The organism is Streptomyces rishiriensis (assembly GCF_003112535.1).
Classification (GTDB): domain Bacteria; phylum Actinomycetota; class Actinomycetes; order Streptomycetales; family Streptomycetaceae; genus Streptomyces; species Streptomyces rishiriensis.
Map to the genome: position 1 here is coordinate 103,021 of NZ_BEWA01000008.1, position 24,592 is coordinate 127,612.

Annotated in this window: 22 protein-coding genes; 1 reads left to right on the plus strand and 21 read right to left on the minus strand. The window is 71.1% G+C overall.

Translation table 11 applies throughout. The annotated features are described in order from the left end of the window. Positions 1-26: 26 nt before the first annotated feature. The 6 genes from carB to pyrR all read right to left on the minus strand — a co-directional run bounded on the left by carB (position 27) and on the right by pyrR (position 8,031). Positions 27-3,341 carry a carbamoyl-phosphate synthase large subunit gene (gene carB, locus Sri02f_RS14725; RefSeq protein ID WP_109001625.1) on the minus strand — a complete coding sequence of 1,105 codons (3,315 nt, stop codon included), beginning with the start codon at positions 3,339-3,341 and terminating at the stop codon, positions 27-29. Beyond that, the gene (carA, locus tag Sri02f_RS14730; RefSeq protein ID WP_109001626.1) at positions 3,334-4,488 is read right to left on the minus strand and encodes a glutamine-hydrolyzing carbamoyl-phosphate synthase small subunit; all 1,155 of its coding nucleotides are present in this window, start codon (positions 4,486-4,488) and stop codon (positions 3,334-3,336) included. The genes carB and carA overlap by 8 nt, the downstream gene beginning before the upstream one ends. Next, positions 4,485-5,075 carry a PH-like domain-containing protein gene (locus Sri02f_RS14735; RefSeq protein ID WP_109001627.1) on the minus strand — a complete coding sequence of 197 codons (591 nt, stop codon included), beginning with the start codon at positions 5,073-5,075 and terminating at the stop codon, positions 4,485-4,487. Before Sri02f_RS14735 ends, carA begins: the two co-directional genes overlap by 4 nt. Beyond that, the gene (locus Sri02f_RS14740; RefSeq protein ID WP_109001628.1) at positions 5,072-6,358 is read right to left on the minus strand and encodes a dihydroorotase; all 1,287 of its coding nucleotides are present in this window, start codon (positions 6,356-6,358) and stop codon (positions 5,072-5,074) included. Before Sri02f_RS14740 ends, Sri02f_RS14735 begins: the two co-directional genes overlap by 4 nt. Positions 6,359-6,362: 4 nt before the next feature. Continuing rightward, positions 6,363-7,343, minus strand: coding sequence for an aspartate carbamoyltransferase catalytic subunit (locus Sri02f_RS14745; protein WP_109001629.1), 981 nt, complete (start codon positions 7,341-7,343; stop codon positions 6,363-6,365). A 97-nt stretch (positions 7,344-7,440) separates the two neighbouring features. Next, the gene (gene pyrR, locus Sri02f_RS14750; protein ID WP_109001630.1) at positions 7,441-8,031 is read right to left on the minus strand and encodes a bifunctional pyr operon transcriptional regulator/uracil phosphoribosyltransferase PyrR; all 591 of its coding nucleotides are present in this window, start codon (positions 8,029-8,031) and stop codon (positions 7,441-7,443) included. A gap of 240 nt (positions 8,032-8,271) precedes the next feature. Between pyrR and bldD the strand changes: the two genes are divergently transcribed. Beyond that, the gene (bldD, locus tag Sri02f_RS14755; RefSeq protein WP_030785871.1) at positions 8,272-8,772 is read left to right on the plus strand and encodes a transcriptional regulator BldD; all 501 of its coding nucleotides are present in this window, start codon (positions 8,272-8,274) and stop codon (positions 8,770-8,772) included. A 226-nt stretch (positions 8,773-8,998) separates the two neighbouring features. Here the strand turns inward: bldD and nusB are convergent, their stop codons facing one another. The 15 genes from nusB to Sri02f_RS14835 form a co-directional block, all read right to left on the minus strand. Further along, positions 8,999-9,427: a transcription antitermination factor NusB gene (gene nusB / locus Sri02f_RS14760; protein WP_109001631.1), complete on the minus strand. Its 429-nt coding sequence runs from the start codon at positions 9,425-9,427 to the stop codon at positions 8,999-9,001. 2 nt (positions 9,428-9,429) lie between these two features. Further along, a complete protein-coding gene (gene efp, locus Sri02f_RS14765) occupies positions 9,430-9,996 on the minus strand; it encodes an elongation factor P (protein WP_020117452.1) in 567 nt (188 codons plus the stop codon). Between the two features lie 51 nt (positions 9,997-10,047). Further along, a complete protein-coding gene (locus Sri02f_RS14770; protein ID WP_109001632.1) occupies positions 10,048-11,154 on the minus strand; it encodes an aminopeptidase P family protein in 1,107 nt (368 codons plus the stop codon). A gap of 147 nt (positions 11,155-11,301) precedes the next feature. Next, the gene (locus Sri02f_RS14775) at positions 11,302-12,180 is read right to left on the minus strand and encodes a Pro-rich N-terminal domain-containing protein (RefSeq protein WP_109001633.1); all 879 of its coding nucleotides are present in this window, start codon (positions 12,178-12,180) and stop codon (positions 11,302-11,304) included. Positions 12,181-12,405: 225 nt separating this feature from the next. Then, positions 12,406-13,500, minus strand: coding sequence for a 3-dehydroquinate synthase (gene aroB / locus Sri02f_RS14780; protein ID WP_109001634.1), 1,095 nt, complete (start codon positions 13,498-13,500; stop codon positions 12,406-12,408). Continuing rightward, positions 13,497-14,012 carry a shikimate kinase gene (locus Sri02f_RS14785; RefSeq protein WP_109001635.1) on the minus strand — a complete coding sequence of 172 codons (516 nt, stop codon included), beginning with the start codon at positions 14,010-14,012 and terminating at the stop codon, positions 13,497-13,499. Before Sri02f_RS14785 ends, aroB begins: the two co-directional genes overlap by 4 nt. Continuing rightward, positions 14,009-15,193, minus strand: coding sequence for a chorismate synthase (gene aroC, locus Sri02f_RS14790; protein WP_109001636.1), 1,185 nt, complete (start codon positions 15,191-15,193; stop codon positions 14,009-14,011). Before aroC ends, Sri02f_RS14785 begins: the two co-directional genes overlap by 4 nt. A gap of 172 nt (positions 15,194-15,365) precedes the next feature. Continuing rightward, on the minus strand, positions 15,366-16,223 hold the full coding sequence (locus Sri02f_RS14795) for a shikimate dehydrogenase (protein WP_109001637.1): 858 nt from the start codon (positions 16,221-16,223) through the stop codon (positions 15,366-15,368). Continuing rightward, positions 16,204-17,988, minus strand: a complete 1,785-nt coding sequence (gene mltG, locus Sri02f_RS14800; RefSeq protein ID WP_109001638.1) for an endolytic transglycosylase MltG — start codon at positions 17,986-17,988, stop codon at positions 16,204-16,206. The genes Sri02f_RS14795 and mltG overlap by 20 nt, the downstream gene beginning before the upstream one ends. A 123-nt stretch (positions 17,989-18,111) precedes the next feature. Beyond that, a complete protein-coding gene (ruvX, locus tag Sri02f_RS14810; RefSeq protein ID WP_109001981.1) occupies positions 18,112-18,576 on the minus strand; it encodes a Holliday junction resolvase RuvX in 465 nt (154 codons plus the stop codon). 8 nt (positions 18,577-18,584) lie between these two features. Further along, positions 18,585-21,257: an alanine--tRNA ligase gene (alaS, locus tag Sri02f_RS14815; protein WP_109001639.1), complete on the minus strand. Its 2,673-nt coding sequence runs from the start codon at positions 21,255-21,257 to the stop codon at positions 18,585-18,587. Next, positions 21,257-21,589, minus strand: a complete 333-nt coding sequence (locus Sri02f_RS14820) for a hypothetical protein (RefSeq protein WP_109001640.1) — start codon at positions 21,587-21,589, stop codon at positions 21,257-21,259. The genes alaS and Sri02f_RS14820 overlap by 1 nt, the downstream gene beginning before the upstream one ends. 9 nt (positions 21,590-21,598) lie before the next feature. Continuing rightward, complete coding sequence (locus Sri02f_RS14825) at positions 21,599-22,039, minus strand: DUF948 domain-containing protein (protein ID WP_109001641.1); 441 nt, start codon at positions 22,037-22,039, stop codon at positions 21,599-21,601. Positions 22,040-22,241: 202 nt separating this feature from the next. Continuing rightward, entirely contained in the window at positions 22,242-22,856 is a 615-nt protein-coding gene (gene rpsD, locus Sri02f_RS14830; protein ID WP_019066381.1) for a 30S ribosomal protein S4, read from the minus strand. Positions 22,857-23,155: 299 nt separating this feature from the next. Beyond that, complete coding sequence (locus Sri02f_RS14835) at positions 23,156-24,511, minus strand: replication-associated recombination protein A (protein WP_109001642.1); 1,356 nt, start codon at positions 24,509-24,511, stop codon at positions 23,156-23,158. Positions 24,512-24,592: the final 81 nt, after the last annotated feature.

Consider the following 24,592-nt stretch of genomic DNA (forward strand, 5'->3'; position numbering starts at 1 on the left):
GTTTCCCGGTGTCCCCCTCAGGGCTGCTAGCCGCGGTCGCGGGCCGCGATCAGGTGTTCGGCGTGTTCCTGGAGCGAGCGCACGCCCACGTCGCCGTGGTTGAGCGCGTCGATGCCCTGGACGGCGGCGGCGAGCGCCTGGACGGTCGTCAGGCACGGCACGGACCGCGCCACGGCCGCCGTGCGGATCTCGTAGCCGTCGAGGCGGCCGCCGGTGCCGTACGGGGTGTTGACGATGAGGTCGACCTCGCCGTCGTGGATGCACTGGACGATGGTCTTCTCGCCGTTGGGTCCGGTGCCCTCCGACTGCTTGCGCACCACCGTGGCGTTGATGCCGTTGCGCCTGAGGACCTCGGCGGTGCCGGAGGTGGCGAGCAGCTCGAAGCCGTGGGCGACCAGCTCGCGCGCGGGGAAGATCATCGAGCGCTTGTCCCGGTTGGCGACCGAGATGAACGCGCGGCCCTTGGTGGGCAGCGGGCCGTAGGCGCCGGCCTGCGACTTGGCGTACGCGGTGCCGAAGACGGAGTCGATGCCCATGACCTCGCCGGTGGAGCGCATCTCCGGGCCGAGGACGGTGTCGACGCCGCGGCCGGAGGTGTCCCGGAAGCGGCTCCACGGCATGACGGCCTCCTTGACGGAGATCGGCGCGTCCAGCGGCAGCTCGCCGCCGTCGCCGGTCGCCGGGAGCAGGCCCTCCGCACGCAGCTCGGCCACGGTCGCGCCCAGGGAGATCCGGGCGGCGGCCTTCGCCAGCGGCACCGCCGTCGCCTTCGAGGTGAAGGGCACGGTGCGCGACGCGCGCGGGTTGGCTTCCAGCACGTAGAGGATGTCGCCGGCCATCGCGAACTGGATGTTGATGAGGCCGCGGACGCCGACGCCCTTGGCGATCGCCTCGGTGGAGGCCCGCAGGCGCTTGATGTCGAAGCCGCCGAGGGTGATGGGGGGCAGGGCGCAGGCCGAGTCGCCGGAGTGGATGCCGGCCTCCTCGATGTGCTCCATCACGCCGCCGAGATACAGCTCCTCGCCGTCGTACAGCGCGTCGACGTCGATCTCGATGGCGTCGTCGAGGAAGCGGTCGACGAGGACCGGCCGGGTGGGGCTGATCTCGGTCGACTCGGCGATGTAGGACGACAGCCGGGTCTCGTCGTAGACGATCTCCATGCCGCGGCCGCCGAGGACGTAGGACGGCCGGACGAGGACCGGGTAGCCGATCTCGTCCGCGATGGCCTTGGCCTCGGTGAAGGTGGTGGCGGTGCCGTGCTTGGGGGCCGGGAGGCCGGCCTCGGCGAGCACCCGGCCGAAGGCGCCCCGGTCCTCGGCCGCGTGGATGGCCTCGGGCGGGGTGCCGACGATCGGCACGCCGTTGTCCTTCAGCGCCTGCGCCAGGCCGAGCGGGGTCTGTCCGCCGAGCTGGACGACGACGCCGGCGATCGGGCCGGCCTGCGCCTCCGCGTGGACGATCTCCAGCACGTCCTCGAGCGTCAGCGGCTCGAAGTACAGGCGGTCGGAGGTGTCGTAGTCGGTGGAGACGGTCTCCGGGTTGCAGTTGACCATCACGGTCTCGTAGCCCGCGTCGCTCAGCGCGAAGGAGGCGTGGACGCAGGAGTAGTCGAACTCGATGCCCTGGCCGATGCGGTTCGGACCGGAGCCCAGGATGATGACGGCCGCCTTCTCGCGAGGGGCGACCTCGTTCTCCTCGTCGTAGGAGGAGTAGAAGTACGGCGTCTTCGCGGCGAACTCGGCGGCGCAGGTGTCGACCGTCTTGTAGACCGGCCGCACGCCCAGCGCGTGCCGGACCTCGCGCACCACGTCCTCGCGCAGCCCGCGGATCTCGGCGATCTGCACGTCGGAGAAGCCGTGCCGCTTGGCCTCGGCGAGCAGCTCGCCGTCGAGGCGGTCGGCGGCGGCCAGCTCGTCGGCGGTCTCCTTGATCAGGAAGAGCTGGTCGACGAACCAGGGGTCGATCTTGGTGAACTCGAAGACCTCGTCGGGCGTGGCGCCCGCGCGGATGGCCTGCATGACGGTGTTGATGCGGCCGTCGGTGGGGCGGACGGCCTCGCGCAGCAGCTCGTCCTTGTCGCCGGGCTCGCCGACGAACGTGAACTGGCTGCCCTTCTTCTCCAGCGAGCGCAGCGCCTTCTGGAAGGCCTCGGTGAAGTTGCGGCCGATGGCCATGGCCTCGCCGACCGACTTCATCGTCGTGGTCAGCGTGGAGTCGGCGCTCGGGAACTTCTCGAAGGCGAAGCGCGGGGCCTTGACGACCACGTAGTCGAGCGTGGGCTCGAAGGAGGCCGGGGTCTCCCGCGTGATGTCGTTGGGGATCTCGTCGAGGGTGTAGCCGACGGCCAGCTTGGCCGCGATCTTCGCGATCGGGAAGCCGGTCGCCTTGGAGGCGAGCGCCGAGGACCGCGACACGCGCGGGTTCATCTCGATGACGATGACGCGGCCGTCCTCGGGGTTCACCGCGAACTGGATGTTGCAGCCGCCCGTGTCGACGCCGACCTCGCGGATGATCGCGATGCCGACGTCGCGCAGCACCTGGTACTCGCGGTCGGTCAGCGTCATCGCCGGGGCGACGGTGATCGAGTCGCCGGTGTGCACGCCCATGGGGTCGAAGTTCTCGATGGAGCAGACGACCACGACGTTGTCGTGCTTGTCGCGCATCAGCTCCAGCTCGTACTCCTTCCAGCCGAGGATGGACTCCTCCAGGAGCACCTCGGTGGTCGGCGAGAGCGTGAGCCCCTGGCCGGCGATGCGGCGCAGCTCGTCCTCGTCGTGGGCGAAGCCGGAGCCGGCGCCGCCCATGGTGAAGGAGGGGCGCACGACGACCGGGTAGCCGCCGAGCTCGTCGACCCCGGCGATCACCTCGTCCATGGTGTGGCAGATGACCGAGCGGGCCGACTCGCCGTGCCCGATCTTGGCGCGGACGGCTTCCACGACGCCCTTGAACAGGTCGCGGTCCTCGCCCTTGTTGATGGCCTCGACGTTGGCGCCGATCAGTTCGACGCCGTACTTGTCGAGGACGCCGTTCTCGGCGAGGGAGATCGCCGTGTTGAGGGCCGTCTGGCCGCCCAGGGTGGGCAGCAGGGCGTCGGGCCGCTCCTTGGCGATGATCTTCTCGACGAACTCGGGGGTGATCGGCTCGACGTAGGTGGCGTCGGCGATCTCCGGGTCGGTCATGATCGTCGCCGGGTTGGAGTTGACCAGGACGACCCGCAGGCCCTCGGCGCGCAGGATGCGGCACGCCTGGGTGCCGGAGTAGTCGAACTCGGCGGCCTGGCCGATGACGATCGGGCCGGAGCCGATGACCAGGACGGACTGGATATCGGTGCGCTTAGGCACGCTGGCCCTCCATCAGGGATACGAAGCGGTCGAACAGGTAGGCGGCGTCGTGCGGGCCCGCTGCCGCTTCGGGGTGGTACTGGACGGAGAAGGCCGGCTGGTCGAGCAGCTGCAGCCCCTCCACGACGTCGTCGTTCAGGCAGACGTGCGAGACCTCGGCGCGGCCGAACTTCGTCTCGCTGACCTTGTCGAGCGGCGCGTCCACGGCGAAGCCGTGGTTGTGCGCGGTGACCTCGACCTTGCCGGTCGTGCGGTCCTGGACCGGCTGGTTGATGCCGCGGTGGCCGTACTTCAGCTTGTACGTGCCGAAGCCGAGGGCGCGGCCGAGGATCTGGTTGCCGAAGCAGATGCCGAACAGGGGCGTCCTGCGCTCCAGCACCTCGGTCATCAGCGCCACGGGGCCGTCGGCGGTCGCCGGGTCGCCCGGCCCGTTGGAGAAGAACACGCCGTCGGGGTTCACGGCGTACACCTCGTCCGCCGAGGCCGTCGCGGGCAGCACGTGCACCTCGATGCCGCGCTCGGCCATGCGGTGCGGGGTCATGCCCTTGATGCCGAGGTCGATGGCGGCGACGGTGAACCGCTTCTCGCCGACCGCCGGGACGACGTAAGCCTCCTTGGTGGCGACCTCCTCGTAGAGGCTCGCGCCCTTCATGTGCGGCTGGGCCTGCACGCGCGCGAGGAGCTCGCCGTCGGAGGCGATCGCCTCGCCGGAGAAGACGCCGGCGCGCATCGAGCCGCGCTCGCGCAGGTGGCGGGTGAGGGCGCGGGTGTCGACGCCGGAGATCCCGACGACGCCCTGCGCGACCAGCTCGTCGTCCAGCGAGCGCTTGGCCCGCCAGTTGGACGGCACGCGCGCGGGGTCGCGCACGACGTAGCCGGAGACCCAGATGCGGCCCGACTCGTCGTCCTCGTCGTTCCAGCCCGTGTTGCCGATCTGCGGGGCGGTCGCCACGACGATCTGGCGGTCGTACGACGGGTCGGTGAGGGTCTCCTGGTAGCCGGTCATACCGGTGGAGAACACCGCTTCGCCGAAGGTCTCCCCCACGGCCCCGTAGGCGCGGCCGCGGAAGATCCGGCCGTCCTCCAGGACGAGTACGGCGGGAAGCACCTTTTTCGCAAAAGCGATTCCCCTGGTGGAGGTCGTCATCGTGCGCCTTCCGTTTCCGTCGGAGTTTCCGTCTTGTCGGTCATTGAGTTGATGGCGGCGACCCAGGCGGCGTGCTCGGCCGCGTGGTCCGAGCGGAACCCGGAGTCGAGCAGCCGGTCACCGTGGGCCCACGTCACCACCAGCAGTCCGCCCTCGGTGAGGACCTTGCCGGCGATGCCCTTGTCGAGCCGGGCCTCGCGCAGTGCGGCGACCGGGACGAAGAAGTCGCTCGCGCCGGGACGGACGACGTCCAGTCCCGCGTCCGTGAGGGTCAGCTCGACCCGGCTGCGGGTGCCCAGGCCGTGCGCCACGATGCGGTCGAGCCACTGCCCCGCGGTGGTGGAGCCGTGGTAGCGGCCGCTCATCGACAGCACCGTCAGTCTGGCCTCGCCCGGCCCGGACGGCGCGGCGGGCAGCTCGGGCAGGTCGCCCTGGAGCGTGCCGCGCCACTTCCAGCCCTCCCGCATCAGCCAGTAGACGAGCGCGACGAACAGGCCGAGGCCGACCACCCAGCCGATCCGCGCGGCCCAGTCGGTCACGGCGGCCGATTCCTTCTCGGCCGCGAGCAGTAGTGCTGCAGATGTCACGTGAGCTTCCCGTCGACGAGCGTGGCCTTGCCCCTCAGCCAGGTGTGCGTGACACGGCCCGGCAGCTCACGCCCCTCGTACGGGGTGTTCCGGCTGCGCGAGGCGAAGCCGGCGGGGTCCACGGACCCACGGTATTCCGTGTCGACGAGTGTGAGGTTGGCGGGCTCACCAGCCGAGACGGGACGCCCGTGACCGCCGGCCCGCCCGATCCGGGCGGGCGTGAAGGACATGCGGTCGGCGACCCCGGCCCAGTCCAGCAGGCCCGTCTCCACCATGGTCTCCTGGACCACCGACAGCGCGGTCTCCAGGCCGACCATGCCCATGGCGGCCGCGGCCCACTCGCAGTCCTTGTCCTCGTGCGGGTGCGGGGCGTGGTCGGTGGCCACGATGTCGATGGTGCCGTCGGCGAGCGCCTCGCGCAGGGCGAGCACGTCCCGCTCGGTGCGCAGCGGCGGGTTCACCTTGTAGACCGGGTTGTAGGACCGGACCAGCTCGTCGGTGAGCAGCAGGTGGTGCGGGGTGACCTCGGCGGTGACGTCGATGCCGCGGGACTTGGCCCAGCGGACGATCTCGACCGAGCCGGCGGTGGAGAGGTGGCAGATGTGGACGCGGGAGCCGACGTGCTCGGCGAGCAGGACGTCCCGGGCGATGATCGACTCCTCGGCCACCGCGGGCCACCCGCCGAGCCCCAGCTCGGCGGAGACGACGCCCTCGTTCATCTGGGCGCCCTCGGTCAGCCGCGGCTCCTGCGCGTGCTGGGCGACGACCCCGCCGAAGGCCTTCACGTACTCCAGGGCCCGGCGCATGATCACGGCGTCGTCGACGCACTTGCCGTCGTCGGAGAAGACGGTGACGCCTGCGGCCGACTCGTGCATGGCGCCGAGCTCGGCGAGCTTCCTGCCCTCCAGGCCGACGGTGACCGCGCCGATGGGCTGCACGTCGCAGTAGCCGTGCTCCCGGCCGAGCCGGTAGACCTGCTCGACCACGCCGGCGGTGTCGGCGACGGGGAAGGTGTTGGCCATGGCGAAGACGGCCGTGTAGCCGCCGGAGGCGGCGGCGCGCGTGCCGGTCAGCACGGTCTCGGAGTCCTCGCGGCCCGGCTCGCGCAGATGGGTGTGCAGGTCGACCAGGCCCGGCAGCAGCACCTTCCCGGCGGCCTCGACGATCTCGGCGCCCTCGGCGGACAGGCCCGTGCCGACGGCCTCGACGACCGCGCCGTCGATCAGGACGTCCTGCGGCTCGCCGCCGAGCACCCTCGCACCACGGATCAGGATCTTGCTCATGGTCTTACTTCTCCTCGGTGGTGCGGGCGTGGCTGACGGCGGGTTCGTTGCCGCCCAGGAGCAGGTAGAGGACGGCCATCCGGATGGACACGCCGTTGGCGACCTGCTCGACGACGGTGCAGCGCTCGGAGTCGGCGACCTCGGCGGTGATCTCCATGCCGCGCACCATCGGGCCGGGGTGCATCACGATGGCGTGCTCGGGCATCCGCGCCATGCGGTCGCCGTCGAGGCCGTAGCGCCGCGAGTACTCGCGCTCGGTCGGGAAGAACGCGGCGTTCATGCGCTCGCGCTGCACGCGCAGCATCATCACCGCGTCGGACTTCGGCAGCGTGCTGTCCAGGTCGTAGGAGACGGCGCAGGGCCAGGTCTCGATGCCGACCGGCACCAGCGTGGGCGGGGCGACCAGGGTGACCTCGGCGCCGAGGGTGTGCAGCAGGTCGACGTTGGAGCGGGCGACGCGGCTGTGCAGGACGTCGCCGACGATCGTGATGCGCTTCCCGGCGAGGTCCTGGCCGATCCCGGCGTCCCGGCCGACGAGCCGGCGGCGCATGGTGAAGGCGTCCAGGAGGGCCTGGGTGGGGTGCTGGTGGGTGCCGTCGCCGGCGTTGACGACGACGGCGTCGATCCAGCCGGAGGTGGCCAGCCGGTAGGGGGCGCCGGAGGCCCCGTGCCGGATGACGACCGCGTCGACGCCCATGGCCTCCAGCGTCTGTGCGGTGTCCTTCAGGGACTCGCCCTTGGACACGCTGGAGCCCTTGGCGGAGAAGTTGATGACGTCCGCGGAGAGGCGCTTCTCGGCGGCCTCGAAGGAGATGCGGGTACGGGTGGAGTCCTCGAAGAAGAGGTTGACGATGGTGCGGCCGCGCAGGGTCGGCAGTTTCTTGATGGGCCGGTCGGCCACCCGGGCCATCTCCTCGGCGGTGTCGAGGATCAGGACGGCGTCGTCGCGGGTGAGGTCGGCGGCCGAGATGAGATGACGCTGCATCTGTCAGGCTCCGTAAGGCAGTTCAGGTTCGGGGAGATTCCGGGCAGGCGGAGGCGTGCCGAAGCGGCGTACGGCGGCGGCGTACGCGGTCCGTCCGCTACTGGGTCTGCTTCACGCCGAGCAGCACGGTGTCGCGACCGTCCTCCTCGGCGAGCTGGACCTTGACCGTCTCCCGCAGCGACGTGGGGAGGTTCTTGCCGACGTAGTCGGCGCGGATGGGCAGTTCGCGGTGGCCGCGGTCGACGAGGACCGCGAGCTGCACCGCGCGCGGGCGCCCGAGGTCGTTCAGCGCGTCGAGGGCGGCGCGGATGGTGCGTCCGGAGAAGAGCACGTCGTCGACGAGGACGACCAGCCTGCCGTCCAGGCCGTCGCCGGGGATCTCGGTGCGGGCCAGCGCGCGCGGCGGATGCATGCGCAGGTCGTCGCGGTACATGGTGATGTCGAGGGAGCCGACGGGGATCTTGCGGTCGGTGATCTGCTCCAGCTTGGCGCCGAGCCGCTGGGCGAGGAACACGCCGCGCGTCGGAATGCCCAGGAGGACCACGTCGTCGGCGCCTCTGGCGCGTTCGACGATCTCGTGGGCGATGCGGGTCAGCACGCGCGCGATGTCGGGGCCTTCGAGGACGGGCCGCGCGTCGGCCTGCCGGGGGTCCTGCTCGATGTCCTGCTCGATGGCACGCTTGTCCATACGAAACGGACCTCCTTCTCCGCCTCACGGGACGGACCTTAAAGGACGTCGGATTTGCGCCATCCACGGTAGCAGGCCGGGACGGCGTCCCGATCACCCCCTTGGCCTAATCGGCCGCCGCTACCACGGAAGAGTCGGTGTGGACCATTCGGCTTGACGCAGAAGAATCACGCTGCGTAACCTCACAGTGAGTTACCAGCACGCGGCTCGTGCCGCGTCGACCCAGTGCCGGGGAGCTATATGTCCAGCGAATACGCCAAACAGCTCGGGGCCAAGCTCCGGGCGATCCGCACCCAGCAGGGCCTTTCCCTCCACGGTGTCGAGGAGAAGTCCCAGGGACGCTGGAAGGCGGTCGTGGTCGGTTCGTACGAGCGCGGCGACCGCGCCGTGACCGTGCAGCGCCTTGCCGAGCTGGCGGACTTCTACGGCGTTCCCGTGCAGGAACTGCTGCCGGGCACCACCCCGGGCGGGGCGGCCGAGCCCCCGCCGAAGCTGGTCCTCGACCTGGAGCGACTGGCCCACGTGCCGGTCGAGAAGGCGGGCCCGCTGCAGCGCTACGCGGCCACGATCCAGTCGCAGCGCGGCGACTACAACGGCAAGGTGCTGTCGATCCGCCAGGACGACCTGCGCACCCTCGCCGTCATCTACGACCAGTCGCCCTCGGTCCTGACCGAGCAGCTGATCAGCTGGGGCGTCCTGGACGCGGACGCGCGTCGCGCCGTCTCCCACGAGGAGAACTAGCCGCTTCGCGGCTGAGCAGAAACGTACCCTCGCGGAAGTGGCCGGAACCCAGCGGTTCCGGCCGCTTCCGACGGGGGCGTGAACATGCCGGAGGGCCCACAGCGCGCGCTGTGGGCCCTCCGGCATGTTCACGCCCCCGCGAGTCGCGGAGCACCGCCACGAGCCGCTGACGGCCCGCAGACCGCCTGTGGCGGCCTGCGGTACGCGGGCCCGTCACCCGGCGGGGCTATTCGCGCCGCAGGGACGGCTTGAGCTCCTTGAGGCGGCCGAGCAGGCCGTTGACGAACGAGGGCGACTCGTCCGTCGAGAACTCCTTCGCCAGCTGCACCATCTCGTCGAGAACGACGGCGTCCGGGGTCTCGTCGACCCAGATCAGCTCGTAGGCGCCGAGCCGCAGGATGTTGCGGTCGACGACCGGCATCCGGTCCAGCGTCCAGCCGACCGAGTACTGGGAGATCAGGTCGTCGATGCGCCGCGCGTACTCCGCGTAGCCCTCGACCAGCTGCATCGTGTACTCGCTCACCGGCGGCTGCCGGGTGTCGGCCCGGGAGAGCCGGACCCAGTCCGCGAGGACCGTCAGGACGTCGGCTCCGCGCTGGTCGCCCTCGAAGAGGATCTGGAAGGCACGCTTGCGGGCCGTGTTGCGGGCAGCCACGGTTAGCTGTTCACCCGGCCGAGGTAGTCGCTGGTGCGGGTGTCGACCTTGATCTTCTCACCGGTGGTGATGAAGAGCGGGACCTGGATCTGGTGACCGGTCTCCAGGGTGGCGGGCTTGGTGCCGCCGGTGGAGCGGTCGCCCTGCAGGCCCGGCTCGGTCTCCTGGACCACGAGCTCGACGGCCGCCGGCAACTCGACGAAGAGCACCTCGCCCTCGTGCTGCGCGACGGTGGCCGTGAAGCCCTCGATCAGGAAGTTGGCGGCGTCGCCGACGGCCTTGCGGTCGACCATGAGCTGGTCGTAGGTCTCCATGTCCATGAAGACGAAGTACTCGCCGTCCATGTACGAGAACTGCATGTCGCGCTTGTCGACAGTGGCCGTCTCGACCTTGACGCCGGCGTTGAAGGTCTTGTCGACCACCTTGCCGGACAGCACGTTCTTGAGCTTGGTGCGCACGAAGGCCGGGCCCTTGCCGGGCTTGACGTGCTGGAACTCGACGACGGACCAGAGCTGGCCGCCTTCGAGCTTGAGCACCAGGCCGTTCTTGAGGTCGTTCGTGGAAGCCACGGTTGCGGAATCTCCTGGACTGACGTGGACGACCCCGGGGCACGCACCTGCCTACAGGGCGAGCAGCTCCTTGGTCGTGATGGTGAGTAGCTCGGGTCCGCCGTCCGCCTCGGGGCGCACGACGAGCGTGTCATCGATCCGGACGCCGCCCCGACCCGGGAGGTGGACCCCGGGTTCGACGGTGACCGGCACGCAAGCGTCCAGTTTACCCATGGCTGCGGGAGTCAACTGCGGGTCCTCGTCGATTTCGAGTCCGACACCGTGCCCGAGGAGCCCCGGGAGACCTTCACAGTGGCCCGCGGAACCCAGCACCTGCCGTGCCGCGTGATCGACGTCACGGCAGGCCACACCGGGCGCCAGGGCCTCGCGTCCGGCGCGCTGAGCGGCGAAGACGACGTCGTACAGCTCGATCTGCCAGTCGGCCGGGGAGGTGCCGATCACGAAGGTGCGGCCGATCTCGCAGCGGTAGCCGCGGTAGGCCGCTCCCAGGCAGACCGAGAGGAAGTCGCCCTCCTCCACCCGGCGGTCGGTCGGCCGGTGCCCGCGGCGGCCGGAGTTCGGGCCGGTGCCGACGGAGGTCGCGAAGGCGGGGCCGTCGGCGCCGTGGTCGACGAGGCGTCGCTCCAGTTCCAGGGCGAGATGGCGTTCCGTCCGCCCGACCAGGATGGACTCCAGGAGCTCCCCCAGGGCCTGGTCGGCGATCTCGGCGCCGATCCGCAGGCAGGAGATCTCCTCCTCGTCCTTCACCACCCGCGCCTGCTCCACCGCGCCGCCCAGGTCGACCATGCGCAGCCGGGGCGCGACGGAACGGATCTCGCGGTGCCGGGACACCGTGAGGTGATGCTCCTCGATCGCCAGGGAGTCGATGCCCCCTGCCACGAGGAGGTCGGCGGCGGCGACCGCGGGATCGCCTCCGGCGTGCGCCAGGGAGTGGACGCGCAGCGCGTCGTCCGGTCGGCCTTCGCCCGGCCGCTCGTCGAGCGGCCCGGAGCAGACGAGGAGGTCCTCCCGTCCGCCCAGCAGCAGAACGGCGCCGTTCGGGGCGGCGCCCGCGAGATACCTCACGTTGGCGGGACGGGAGATCAGCGCTGCCGCGCTGCCGGCCGCGCGGCAGCGTTCCCGTAGGCGGTTTCGGCGGGACTCGTGCACCTCTGACATGACACGAGCGTAGGAGCGCCGACCGGATCGCGCCGGTTGGGAAGGCGTTCGGGGGACGGGGCGCCACGCGCGGTCGGGCGTCGCCCCCGGCCCACGGGGTCCGCTCGCGCCGTCACCCGCGTCTGTGACGCCCCCCGGTCCCGCCGGCTACCACTTGGGCGGGCTGGCGATCGCCCGGGCCAGCACGTCGTCCAGGACTCTGGCCGTCGTCGGGACGTCCAGCTGCGAGTTGTCGATGATGGGCAGGCCGGAGCCGTACCAGCCGGCCATGCGGCCGTGGATGCGGGCGACCTCCTCGTCGGCGAGGCGGCGGTTGCCGGAACGCTCGGCGTTGCGCTCCAGGACGACTTCCAGACCGGGCAGCAGGACGACGGGCAGCAGGCCCGGGCCCACATGGCGTTTCCAGCCGCCCAGGCCCACGGCCGGGCGGTCGGGGAAGATCGCGTCGTCCAGGATGCACGAGATGCCGTTGGCCAGGAAGTTGCGGGCGGCGAAGCCGCAGGTGCGGCGGGCCAGCCGGTACTGGGCCTCGGAGTGGTCGTTCCATCCCGACTGCGGGTCGGCGAAGCCCGAGCGGACCCACTCGCGCACGTCGTCCAGGCTGACGTGGGCGGTGGGCACCCGGCGGTGGTCGGCCCAGAACTTGGCGACGCTGGTCTTCCCGGCGCCCGCCGGGCCGATCAGCAGCACCGCGAGCGTCGTGGCCGCCGGGTCGGGGACCGTCGGGGCGGGCGGCGCGCTGGGCATGGGGACGGGCGCGCCGGGCGGCAGCGGGACGTGCCCGGTGGTATCGGCGCTCTGCGGGACCGGGGCGTGCTGCGGGGCGGGCGGGGGCGGCACGGGCGGGACCGGCGGCTGGGGCGCGGGCGGGACGGGACCCGCGGGGGCGCCCAGGTGCCCCGGCTGGTGCGGGGCGCTGCCCGGCTGGTGCGGGCCCGGGTGTTGTGCGGCCGGCGACCAGCCGACGGCCGGACCGTGCCCCGGCTGGTGGGGCGGCGGCAGCGGAGAACCCACTGCGTGCTGCATCCGGTGCCACTCCGTCTCGTACAGGCAATGGGCGCTGGCTGTGGGGGCGCGGACCCCCGGTTCTCACCACAGCCTAAAGGGCGTGGGAGATGCCCCCGTCCGAACGGTATCGCCCCCGGCTGTCGTCGGGTGAACGGCCGGGGGCGGTCCGAAGTGCCCGGTGTGGACGGCGAATCGGGCGGAAGGGGGACCGGGCGGGCGGACTTACCCGGCCGGCCGCAGGTCCTACTCGCCCACCTCGCCGTACGCGGCGAGCAGAACGGCCGGGTCGGGTCCTTCGAGGACGGTCGGCTTGGCCAGGCCGTCCAGGACGATGAAGCGCAACAGGTCGCCGCGGGACTTCTTGTCGACCTTCATGTTCTCCAGCAGCTTGGGCCACTGGTCGTAGCGGTAGTGCAGCGGGAGGCCCACCGACTCCAGGACCGTGCGGTGCCGGTCGGCCGTGGCGTCGTCCAGCCGGCCCGCGAGGCGCCCCAGTTCGGCGGCGAAGTGCATGCCGACGGAGACGGCCGCGCCGTGCCGCCACTTGTAGCGCTCGTTCTTCTCGATGGCGTGCGCGAGGGTGTGGCCGTAGTTGAGGATCTCCCGCAGGCCGGACTCCTTGAGGTCGGAGGACACGACGTCCGCCTTGACCCTGATGGAGCGCTCGACGAGCTCGGCGGTGTGCGGGCCCTGCGGGGTGCGCGCGGCCTCCGGATCGGACTCGATGAGGTCCAGGATCACCGGGTCGGCGATGAAGCCGGCCTTGATGATCTCGGCCAGGCCCGAGACGTAGTCGTTGACCGGGAGGGAGTCCAGCGCGGCCAGGTCGCACAGCACCCCGGCCGGCGGGTGGAAGGAGCCGACGAGGTTCTTGCCCTCGGCGGTGTTGATGCCGGTCTTGCCGCCGACGGCCGCGTCGACCATGGCGAGCACGGTCGTCGGGACGGCGATCCAGCGCACCCCGCGCAGCCAGGTCGCGGCGACGAACCCGGCCAGGTCGGTGGTCGAGCCGCCGCCGACGCCGACGACGACGTCCGTGCGGGTGAACCCGGACTGACCGAGCGCCTTCCAGCAGTATGCGGCGACCTCGGCGGTCTTGGCCTCCTCCGCGTTGGGCACCTGGATGGCCACGGCCTCGAAGCCCTGCCCGGCCAAGTCGGCGCGGAGCGCGTCCCCGGTCTCGGCGAGCGCCTCGGGGTGGATCACGGCGACCCGCTTGACGCGGTCGCCGATCAGCCCGCCGAGCTCGCCGAGCAGCTGACGGCCGACCAGCACCTCGTAGGGGTCCGTCCCCGCACTGCCGCCGATCCGGATCCGCGTCACGGAATCGCTGCTCATGCTTCCTTCAACTCCAGTGCGTCCAGGGCTGCTTGGCTGACCTCTTCGGGCGTACGGCCGTCCGTGGCCACGACCGCGGTGGCGACGCCCTCGTAGAAATGACGACGGGCCTCCATCAACTCGCGCCACTGCTTGCGCGGGTTGACGGCGAGCAACGGACGGGCCGCGTTCAGGCCGGTGCGCTTGACCGCCTCCTCGACGTCCATGGCCAGGTACAGCACACGCTGACCGGCGAGCAGGTCGCGCGTGTCCGGGTCCAGGATCGAGCCGCCGCCGAGCGCCAGGACGCCGTCGTGCTCGGCCAGGGCGCGCCGCACGGCCCGCTTCTCCATCGCGCGGAAGGCGGCCTCGCCCTCGTCGACGAAGACCTCCGCGATGCTGCGGCCCGCCTCGGCGACGATGTCGTCGTCGGTGTCCCGGTAGGCGACGCCGAGCCGCTCGGCGAGCAGCTGCCCGACAGTGGACTTGCCGACGCCCATGGGGCCGACCAGGACGACGCGTGGCCCGGTCATCGGATGTGCAGGTTGTCGAGGTACGAGCGCACGTTGCGACGGGTCTCGACGACGCTGTCGCCGCCGAACTTCTCCGCCACCGCGTCCGCCAGCACCAGCGCGACCATGGCCTCGGCGACGATCCCGGCGGCCGGGACCGCGCACACGTCGGAGCGCTGGTGGTGCGCCTGGGTCGCCTCGCCCGTGGCGACGTCGACCGTCTGCAGGGCCCGCGGCACGGTCGCGATCGGCTTCATCGCGGCGCGCACGCGCAGCAGCTCGCCGGTGGTCAGTCCGCCCTCGGTGCCGCCGGAGCGACCGGAGGCGCGCTTGATGCCGTCGCCGGTGGCGAGGATCTCGTCATGCGCCTTCGAGCCCGGCACGCGCGCGAGGTCGAAGCCGTCACCGACCTCGACGCCCTTGATCGCCTGGATGCCCATCAGCGCGGCGGCCAGCCGGGCGTCCAGCCGGCGGTCCCAGTGCACATGGGAGCCGAGACCGACCGGGACGCCGTAGGACAGCACCTCGACGACGCCGCCCAGGGTGTCGCCGTCCTTGTGGGCCTGGTCGATCTCCGCGACCATCGCCTTCGACGCGTCCGCGTCCAGACAGCGGACCGGGTCCGCGTCCAGCTTCTCGACGTCGGCGGGGGTCGGCAGGACGCCGTAGGGCGCCTTGGCGGCGGCCAGCTCCACGACGTGGGAGACGATCTCGATGCCGGCCGTCTCCTTGAGGTACGACCGGGCGACCGCGCCGAGCGCGACCCGGGCGGCGGTCTCCCGCGCGGAGGCGCGCTCCAGGATCGGACGGGCCTCGTCGAAGCCGTACTTCTGCATCCCGGCGAGGTCGGCGTGGCCGGGGCGCGGCCGGGTGAGCGGGGCGTTGCGGGCGAGGCCCGCGAGGATCTCCGGGTCGACCGGATCGGCCGCCATGACCTGTTCCCACTTGGGCCATTCCGTGTTGCCCACCATGACGGCGACCGGGGAACCCATGGTCAGACCGTGCCGGACACCGCCGAGGAAGGTGACCTCGTCGCGCTCGAACTTCATCCGCGCACCGCGCCCATAGCCGAGCCGCCGCCGCGCGAGGTGGTCGGCGACCATCTCGGTGGTGATCGGCACGCCGGCGGGAAGGCCCTCCAGCGTCGCGACAAGTGCGGGACCGTGGGATTCCCCCGCGGTCAGCCAACGCAGCCTGCTCAACGATGCTCCTCAGTGCTCGCGCCCTGGTACTGCTCTGCGCACGCGCGTCCTTCGCGTACGTCGTCGGCGTGACCGGGTGCGCGGCCCTGGCCCGCCACCCCCGATCCTCCCACGTCCCGGCCCCGGTGCCGGTCGCCGGTCCAGCAAACGGACGGGAGGACGCCCGGGGCGCTCACGTGCGGTGCGGCGTCCGGCCGGAGGCGAGGGCCCGCTCGCCCGCCCGGCGCATGGCCTCCACCGGGGCCGGGGCACGGCCGGTCATCTGCTCCACCTGGAGCACGGCCTGGTGCACGAGCAGGTCGAGGCCGCCGACCACGGCGCCGCCGAACATGGACCAGCGCGCGGCCAGCTCGGTCGGCCAGGGGTCGTAGAGCACGTCGAAGAGCGTGGCGGGGCGCTCCGGCACCGACACGGCGAGGGCGTCCGTGGCCCCGGCCGGGGTGGTCGCCACGACCAGCGGGAAGCTCAGCGCGTCGCCGGCGTCCGCCCAGTCGGCGATCCGGACCTCGACGTCGAGCCGCTCGGCCCACTGCCGCATCTCGGCGGCGCGGGCCCCGCTGCGCACGTAGGCGACGATCTCGCCGGTGCAGACCCTGGCCAGCGCGGCGAGGGCGGAGGACGCGGTGGCTCCGGCGCCGAGGATCGCGGCCGACCCGACCTGTTCGATTCCGCGCTCGCGCAGGGCGGCGACCATGCCGGGGATGTCGGTGTTGTCGCCGACCCGCCGGCCGTCCTCGGCGAACACGAGAGTGTTGACCGCCTCGACGGAGGCCGCGGTCTCGCTGATCTCGTCGAGCAGCGGGATGACCGCGCGCTTCAGCGGCATGGTCAGCGACAGACCGGCCCACTCGGCGCCCAGCCCGTCGAGGAAGGCGGGCAGGGCCTCCTCGTCGACGTCGAAGCGGTCGTACGTCCAGCCGGTGAGGTCCAGCGCCTCGTACGCGGCACGGTGCAGCGCCGGGGAGAGGGAGTGGGCGATGGGGCTGCCGAGCACGGCGGCCCGGCGGGCGTCAGTTGCCCGAGCTGGCATCGAACTTTTCCTTGAGTCGCTGGAATTCGGCGTAGGTCTTGGCGAATTCGGTGTTGCTCTTGCCGTCGGTGGCCACGAAGTAGATCCAGCCGTCGGAGGTCGGACTCAGCGTGGCCTTCAGCGCGTCCTCACCGGGGTTGCCGATCGGACCGGGCGGCAGGCCTCTGTTGGTGTAGGTGTTGTACGGGTCCTTGTTGCTGTTGATCTCGGACTCGCTGATGTGGATCTTGCTCTCGCCCTTCAGGTAGTTGAAGGTCGAGTCGAACTGCAGCAGCTGGTTGGTCTGGTCGTTGGTGGGCTTGAGCCGGTTGTAGACGACCTCCGCCATCTTGCGGTAGTCGTCGTGCGTCTTGCCCTCGGCCTGGACCAGGCTGGCGACCGTGATGACCTGGAGCGGACTCTCCAGCTTGAGCGCCTTGGCCTTGGCCACGAAGTCGTAGGTGCCGTACACGTCGTTGGCGTGGTCGACCATCGCCTTGAGCACCGTCTCCGGCTTCATGCCCTTGGCGGCCCCGTAGGTGCCCGGGAACAGGAAACCCTCCAGCGGGTCCTTGATCTCCCTGTTGTCGTTCGCCCACTTGGGCAGCCCGAGCGAGGCGTACCGGCTCTCCGCGACCTTCCTGGTGGAGCCGGCGGCGAGGCCGAGTTTCGCGTCGATGCTCCGGTAGACCGCCACGTTCCGCTGCCCCGGCGTCACCAGCACGTTGGCCTGGCTCTTGGGGTCGAGCATCATGGCCACGGCGCTGCTCGCGGACATCTGCTTCCTCAGGATGTACGCGCCCGCCTGGATCTTGCCGCCGTCCGGATTGCTCGTGCACGCGGACACGAAGGCGTCGACGCTCTTGACGACGCCGGCCTCCTTCAGCAGACGGCCGATGTCCGCGCCGCCCGATCCTTTGGGGACCTGCACGCTGACGGTCTGGCCGGTGCCTCCGCCCGCGAAGTCCGGAGCCGCGCTGTAACGATTCTTGTAGTAGTGGTACCCGACGTAGCCGACGCCGCCGACGCCGCCGGCGAACACCAGGACGACGATCAGGCAGGCGCAGCCGTTGCGGCTCTTCTTGCTCTTCGTGCCCTTCGCGCCTTTGCCTCCGCGGCTTCGGCGGTTCCCGCGGTCCGACTCCTCGTCGTCCTCGTCGTCGGCGCCGCCGCCCGCGAAGAAGGCGTGCTCCCCCTGGTCGGGTCCCGGATCCCAGTCGGCGTTCTGCCCGGACCCGGACTCCGGCGCCGCCTCGGGCTCCGGTTCGGTTTCGGGCTCGGCCCGCCGCCGGGCGGGCGGCTCGGGCGGCGGATACGCGTCCGGGGTGTTGTAGAAGTCCGGCTGCTGCGCGCCGTAGGCGGTGGGCTGCTGCCCGTAGGGGTCACCGGGGTCGGCCGCGTAGGGGACGTGGGCGTGCGTGCCCGTCCCGTCCCAGCCGCCCTCCTGGTATCCCTCGTGGTTGCCGTGCTGCTGGTTCTGATGGGCGTACTGCTGCTGTTCCTGATCGGCGTACTGCTGCTGGCCGTAGCCCTGGTACTGCGGGTCGTACTGCGCCTGGTGCTGGTCGTACTGCTGCCCCTGCCCCTGGCTCCAGTCGCCGTACTCCGACTGCTGGGGGTGCTGGGCGTCCTGCGCATGCTGCTGCTGCGGGTAGGGGTGCTGCTGGCCGCCGTAGGCAGGCTGATGACCCGTGTGGGCCTGCTGCCCCTCCCATCCGCCGTCCCCGTACAACGGGTCCTCCGGATGCCACGGTTCGGAGCCTGGGCCCCGGCCATACTCAGTCATCGATCCCCTAGAGCCGCGAGGCGGCGATCACTCGGCCTTCCCGGACCCGTCACCGTTCCGCCTCTCTCTGTGCGGCGGCTGTTCGAACACCGCCGCATCGCGCGGAACGTTACCGTATCGCGATCAGATGACCACTTCGACGCCCTCGCCCGGTGCTTTGCCTGACACTCGTTCGGATTCCAGCGCCTGCTGCAGGATGATCACAGCGGCTGCCTGGTCGATCACCGACCGGCCCTTCTTCGCCTTCACGCCTGAGGCACGCAGTCCCTGACTGGCCGTCACGGTCGTCATCCGCTCGTCCACCAGACGTACGGATACGGGAGCGATTCTGTTCGCCAGCTCCTGCGCGAATCCGCGCACCTTCACCGCGGCGGGCCCCTCGCCCCCCTTGAGGGAGCGAGGGAGGCCGACGACGACCTCGATCGGCTCGTACTCCTCGACCAGCTGTGCCAGCCGGCGATGAGCCGCCGGGACGTCCCGGCCGGGGACCGTCTCCACCGGAGTGGCGAGGATCCCGTCGGGGTCGCACGAGGCGACCCCGATCCGGGCGTCCCCGACGTCGATCGCGAGTCGACGGCCCTTGCGCATCGGCTCGCTCACTTGGCCGTTTCCGCCACGAGCCGCTCGACGGCGTCCACGGCCTCGCCGACGGCGGCCGCGTTCTGGCCGCCGCCCTGGGCGACGTCCGGCTTGCCGCCACCGCCGCCGCCGAGCGTCTTGGCGGCCGCGCGGACCAGCTCGCCGGCCTTGAGGCCACGCTCACGGGCGGCCTCGTTGGTGGCGATGACCGTCAGCGGCTTGCCGTTGTTCACCGTGAAGAGGGCGACCACGGCGGCCCGGCCGCCCTGGATGCGGCCGCGCACGTCGAGAACCAGCCTGCGCAGGTCGTCCGGCGTGGTGCCGTCCGGGACCTGGCCGGTGACGACGGCGACGCCGCGGACGTCCTTGGCGGAGTCCACGAGACCGGCGGCGGCCTGCAGAACCTTCTCGGCGCGGAACTTCTCGATCTCCTTCTCGGCGTCCTTCAGCTTGCCGAGCATGGCGGAGACCTTCTCCGGGAGCTCCTCGGGGCGTCCCTTGATCAGCTCCTGGAGCTGGGCGACGACCGTGTGCTCACGGGCGAGGAAGTTGTAGGCGTCGACGCCGACGAGGGCCTCGATGCGGCGCACGCCGGAACCGATGGACGACTCGCCGAGCAGCTTGACCAGTCCGAGCTGAGCGGTGTTGTGCACATGCGTGCCGCCGCACAGCTCCTTGGAGAAGTCGCCGATGGTGACGACGCGGACCCGCTCGCCGTACTTCTCGCCGAACTCGGCGATGGCGCCCTGCTTCTTGGCCTCGTCGATGCCCATGACCTCGGCCTGGACGTCGAGTTCGCGGGCCAGCACCTCGTTGATCTTCTGCTCGACGTCGGTCATCACGGCCGTCGGAACGGCGGCCGGGGAGCCGAAGTCGAAGCGGAAGCGGCCGGGCTGGTTCTCGGAACCGGCCTGGGCGGCCGTCGGGCCGAGGGCGTCGCGCAGCGCCTGGTGGGTGAGGTGGGTGGCGGAGTGGGCGCGGGCGATGGCCGTGCGGCGGCGCCGGTCGATCGAGGCGTGGGCCTTCGCGCCGACCGTGACCTCGCCGACCTGGACGACGCCCTTGTGGACGTACACGCCGGGGACCGGCTTCTGGGTGTCGCGGATCTCGACGATCGCGCCGGTGTCCACCCTGATCCGGCCGGTGTCGCCGATCTGGCCGCCGCCCTCGGCATAGAACGGAGTGCGGTCGAGGACGATCTCGACCTCGTCGCCCTCGGTGGCGGCGGGCGAGGAGGCGCCGTCGACGAGGATGCCGACGATCGTCGACTCGCCCTCGGTGTCGGAGTACCCGATGAAGTCGGTCGCCCCGGCCTGGTCGGCGATCTCGCGGTAGGCGCCCACGCCGGCGTGGCCGGTCTTCTTGGCCTGGGCGTCGGCCTTGGCCTTGTCCCGCTGCTCCTTCATCAGGCGGCGGAAGCCGTCCTCGTCCACGGAGAGGCCCTGTTCGGCGGCCATCTCCAGCGTGAGGTCGATCGGGAAGCCCCAGGTGTCGTGGAGCAGGAAGGCCTTGTCGCCGGCGAGGACGGCGCCGCCGGACTGCTTCGTCTCGCTGATGGCCGTGTCGAGGATGTTCGTGCCGGCCTTCAGCGTCTTGAGGAAGGCGGCCTCCTCGGCGAGGGCCACCGTCTCGATGCGCTGCCGGTCGGTGACGAGCTCCGGGTACTGCTGGCCCATCATCTCGATGACGGTGTCGATGAGGTCCTTGACGACCGGGCCGGTGGCGCCGAGGAGGCGCATGTTGCGGATGGCGCGCCGCATGATGCGGCGCAGCACGTAACCGCGGCCCTCGTTGCCGGGGGTGACGCCGTCGCCGATGAGCATCACGGACGTGCGCATGTGGTCGGTGACCACGCGCAGGGAGACGTCCGAGTCGTGGGCCTCCCCGTACGCGACGCCGGTCAGCTCGGTGGCCTTCTTGATGACGGCCATGGAGGTGTCGATCTCGTACATGTTCTGCACGCCCTGCAGAATCATGGCGAGGCGCTCCAGGCCGAGGCCCGTGTCGATGTTCTTGCTCGGCAGCTCGCCCAGGATCTCGAAGTTGTCCTTGCCGATGCCCTCGCCGCGCTCGTACTGCATGAAGACGAGGTTCCAGATCTCCACGTACCGCTCGTCGTTGACGGCGGGGCCGCCCTCGACGCCGAACTCGGGGCCGCGGTCGTAGTTGATCTCGGAACACGGTCCGCAGGGGCCGGGGACGCCCATGGACCAGTAGTTGTCCTTCATGCCGAGGCGCTGGATGCGCTCCTTGGGCACGCCGACGACGTCGTGCCAGATGCGCTCGGCCTCGTCGTCGTCCTTGTAGACGGTGATCCAGAGCTTCTCCGGCTCCAGGCCGTAACCACCCTTGTCCTGGGGCGTGGTGAGCAGCTCCCAGGCGTACTTGACGGCGCCTTCCTTGAAGTAGTCGCCGAAGGAGAAGTTGCCGCACATCTGGAAGAACGTGCCGTGGCGGGTGGTCTTGCCGACCTCTTCGATGTCGGGCGTGCGCACGCACTTCTGCACGCTGGTGGCGCGCGACCACGGCGGCTTGACCTCGCCGAGGAAGTACGGCTTGAAGGGGACCATGCCGGCGGGGACCAGGAGCAGAGTCGGGTCGTCCGCGATGAGCGACGCCGAAGGGACGACGGTGTGCCCGCGCTCCTCGTAGAAGCTCAGCCAGCGGCGGCGAATCTCGGCCGACTCCATCAGTGGTCCTCATTCCGGTTGTACGGGTTCTTCTGCTGCGAGTACGTCGTGTTCTCGATGGCGGGATACCGCCTGGGCGCGGGGAGCGCGGGGTCCTCGTGGATCCCGAGCGCCTCCCCGAGTTCTGCCTCGCGCTGGGCCATGTTGTCGCGCACGTCGAGTGCGAAGCCGACCGCGCGGTCCTTGAGGCGTGCTCCCGCCTCGAGCGCCTTGTCGGCCGCGGCGGCGGCGAGGCTCTCGGGGGTCAGCTGCCTGAGCTTGCGGTTGACCTTGGTGGTGGCCCAGACACCGGCGGCGACGCCCGTGCTGAACCAGAAGGTGCGGCGGAACATCGCTGGCTCTCAGTCCCTCTTTCCACGGGGCTTGCGCTTCTCCCGCCGGGAGACCGTCCGGCCCACGATCACGGTACGTCGGGAGTCCCCGGCGGACACGTCGTCCTTGCGGCCGGCGAGGGCTCGCCGGACGCCGTAGCCGAAGGCGGCGACCTTCACCAAGGGGCCGCCGAAGGTGGAGGCGACCGTGGTGGACAACGCCGAGGCGTTCGACGTGACTTCCTGGACGTCGGTGGCGATCGCGTCGACCCGGTCGATCTGGGTCTGCGCGGAACGCACCGCCGCGGAGGCGTCGGCGAGCAGCGGGACGGCCTGTTCGGTCACGTCCGCGACGAGTCGGGTCGTCGCCCTGAGCGTCTGGGCCAGCCTCGCCAGCGCGACGGCGAGGAAGGAGACCAGGATCGCCCAGAACACGGCCACCAGGATGCCGGCCACCTCTCCACCGGACACTGCGCACCCGCTCCCTGTGCTGACGAACAGCTGTTTTTGGCAGCTTCTTCTCTGGAGGCGAGCCTATCGCGCCGACGCCGCCGGTCCGTACCGCATTAGGGGTGCGCGAAGGCCCGCCGCCCCACCCGCCCCGAAGGGCGGGAGGACGACGGGCCTTGAGCGCGAAAGCCCTACGACGGCCGCGGACCGATCCGGGTGGGGATCAGCGGGCGTAGTACTCGACGACGAGCTGCTCGTCGCAGATGACCGGGATCTCCTTGCGGTTCGGCTCGCGGTCCAGGCGGAACGCCAGCGCGCCGAGGTTCACCTGGAGGTAGCGCGGGGTCTCGCCGTCGGGGGCGAAGCCACCGGCGCGGGAGACCTCGAACAGCGTCTTGCTGCGGCTGCGCTCACGGACCATGACGACGTCGTCCGGCTTGACGCGGAAGGACGGCTTGTCGACCTTCTGGCCGTTGACCTCGATGTGGCCGTGGACGACCATCTGGCGGGCCTGGTAGATCGTGCGGGCGATGCCCGAACGCAGGACCAGCGCGTCGAGGCGGCGCTCGAGCTCGATGATCAGGGCCTCACCGGTCTTGCCCTGGACCTTGGAGGCACGCTCGTAGGCGCGGACGAGCTGACGCTCGGACACGTCGTACTGCGCGCGCAGACGCTGCTTCTCGAGCAGACGGACCTTGTAGTCCGAGTTCTGCTTGCGGCCACGGCCGTGCTCGCCCGGCGGGTAGGGACGGGCCTCGAAGTACTTGACGGCCTTCGGGGTGAGCGCGATGCCGAGGGCACGCGACTTCTTGACCTTGGGGCGGGACTGGTTCGCCACTGTCTCTCATTTCCTGGTTTCGGCTTGTCAGGGTGGAGGGAGGTCGCAATCCGCAGCCGGGGAAACCCGCCGGGTCCGCATGGGACCTGTCGGGCAGCCGCTCCCCTGGTCTGGGCACATACGTGCAGCACGCGAGTGGCCCACCGACCGGTCCCGGACTCCGGGTGGTGGTGGGCTGCCCGCGACACCTTCGACGGTGCGCGACGCTCCTTGGAGCCGGTCCGAAGAACCGGTGCTCCGGCTGACTGTCCCGTTCTGACTGCACGGGACGCAGCGCTTCGGGCGAGTCTACAGGGTGCTCAGGACCCCTTGCGACCGAGGCGCTGCCGGGTCCATTCGACGGCGTCCGCGTAGCGGGCCTCGGCTCCGTGCCGGGTGGGCGTGTAGTACTCCCGGCCGTGGACCGCGTCCGGGGCGTACTGCTGGGCGGCGATGCCCTCCGGCAGGTCGTGCGGATACACGTACCCCTGCGCGTGGCCCAGCTTGGCGGCGCCCTTGTAGTGCCCGTCCCGCAGGTGCGGCGGGACGGTCCCGGCCAGGCCCTTGCGGACGTCCTCCAGGGCGGCGCCGATCGCCGTCGTCGCGGCGTTGGACTTGGGGGCCAGGGCGAGGGCGATCGTGGTGTGGCTGAGCGTGAGAGCGGCTTCGGGGAAGCCGATCATCGCGACGGCCTGGGCTGCGGCGACCGCGAGGGGCAGGGCGTTCGGATCGGCCAGGCCGATGTCCTCGCTGGCGGAGATCATCAGGCGGCGGGCGATGAAGCGGGGGTCCTCGCCGGCCTCGATCATGCGGGCCAGATAGTGCAGGGCGGCGTCGACGTCGGAACCCCGGATGGACTTGATCAGGGCGCTGGCGACGTCGTAGTGCTGGTCGCCGTCGCGGTCGTACTTCACCGCCGCCCGGTCGACCGTCTGCTCCAGCGTCTGGAGGCTGATCTCCGCCTCGTCCTGGTCGAGGGCGGCGCCGGCGGCGGCCTCCAGGGCGGTCAGGGCCCGCCGGGCGTCGCCGCCGGCGATGCGCAGGAGGTGGGCCTCGGTCTCCTCCGGGAGGGTGACGGCGCCCTTGAGGCCGCGTTCGTCGGCCAGGGCACGGCGGACGAGGCCGCGCAGGTCGTCGTCCGTGAGGGGTTCGAGGGTCAGCAGGAGGGAGCGCGACAGCAGCGGGGAGATGACCGAGAAGTAGGGGTTCTCGGTGGTCGCCGCGATCAGCGTCACCCAGCGGTTCTCGACCGCCGGGAGGAGGGAGTCCTGCTGGGCCTTGCTGAAGCGGTGGATCTCGTCGAGGAAGAGGACGGTCTCCTTGCCGAAGCCGCCGATGGCGCGGCGGGCGCCGTCGATGACCGCGCGGACCTCCTTGACGCCGGCGGTGATGGCCGACAGTTCCACGAACCGCTTGTCGGTGGCCTTGGAGACGACGTACGCCAGGGTGGTCTTCCCGGTGCCGGGCGGCCCCCAGAGGATCACCGAGGAGGGGCCGGCCGGGCCCTTGGCGCCGTCGCCGACCAGGCGGCGCAGGGGGGAGCCCGGTTTCAGCAGGTGCTGCTGGCCCACCACCTCGTCGAGGGTGCGCGGGCGCATCCGGACCGCCAGGGGGCTCCCGGCGGGGTCCTTCTCCTGGCGGTCTTCCGCTGCGGCGGTGAACAGGTCGGGCTCCACACGTCGGAGCCTACGTCAGGGGTCCGACACTCCGGTCCGGCGTCGTGTCCGGCCGCCGGTCCGGCTTCCGGTCCGGTGCTG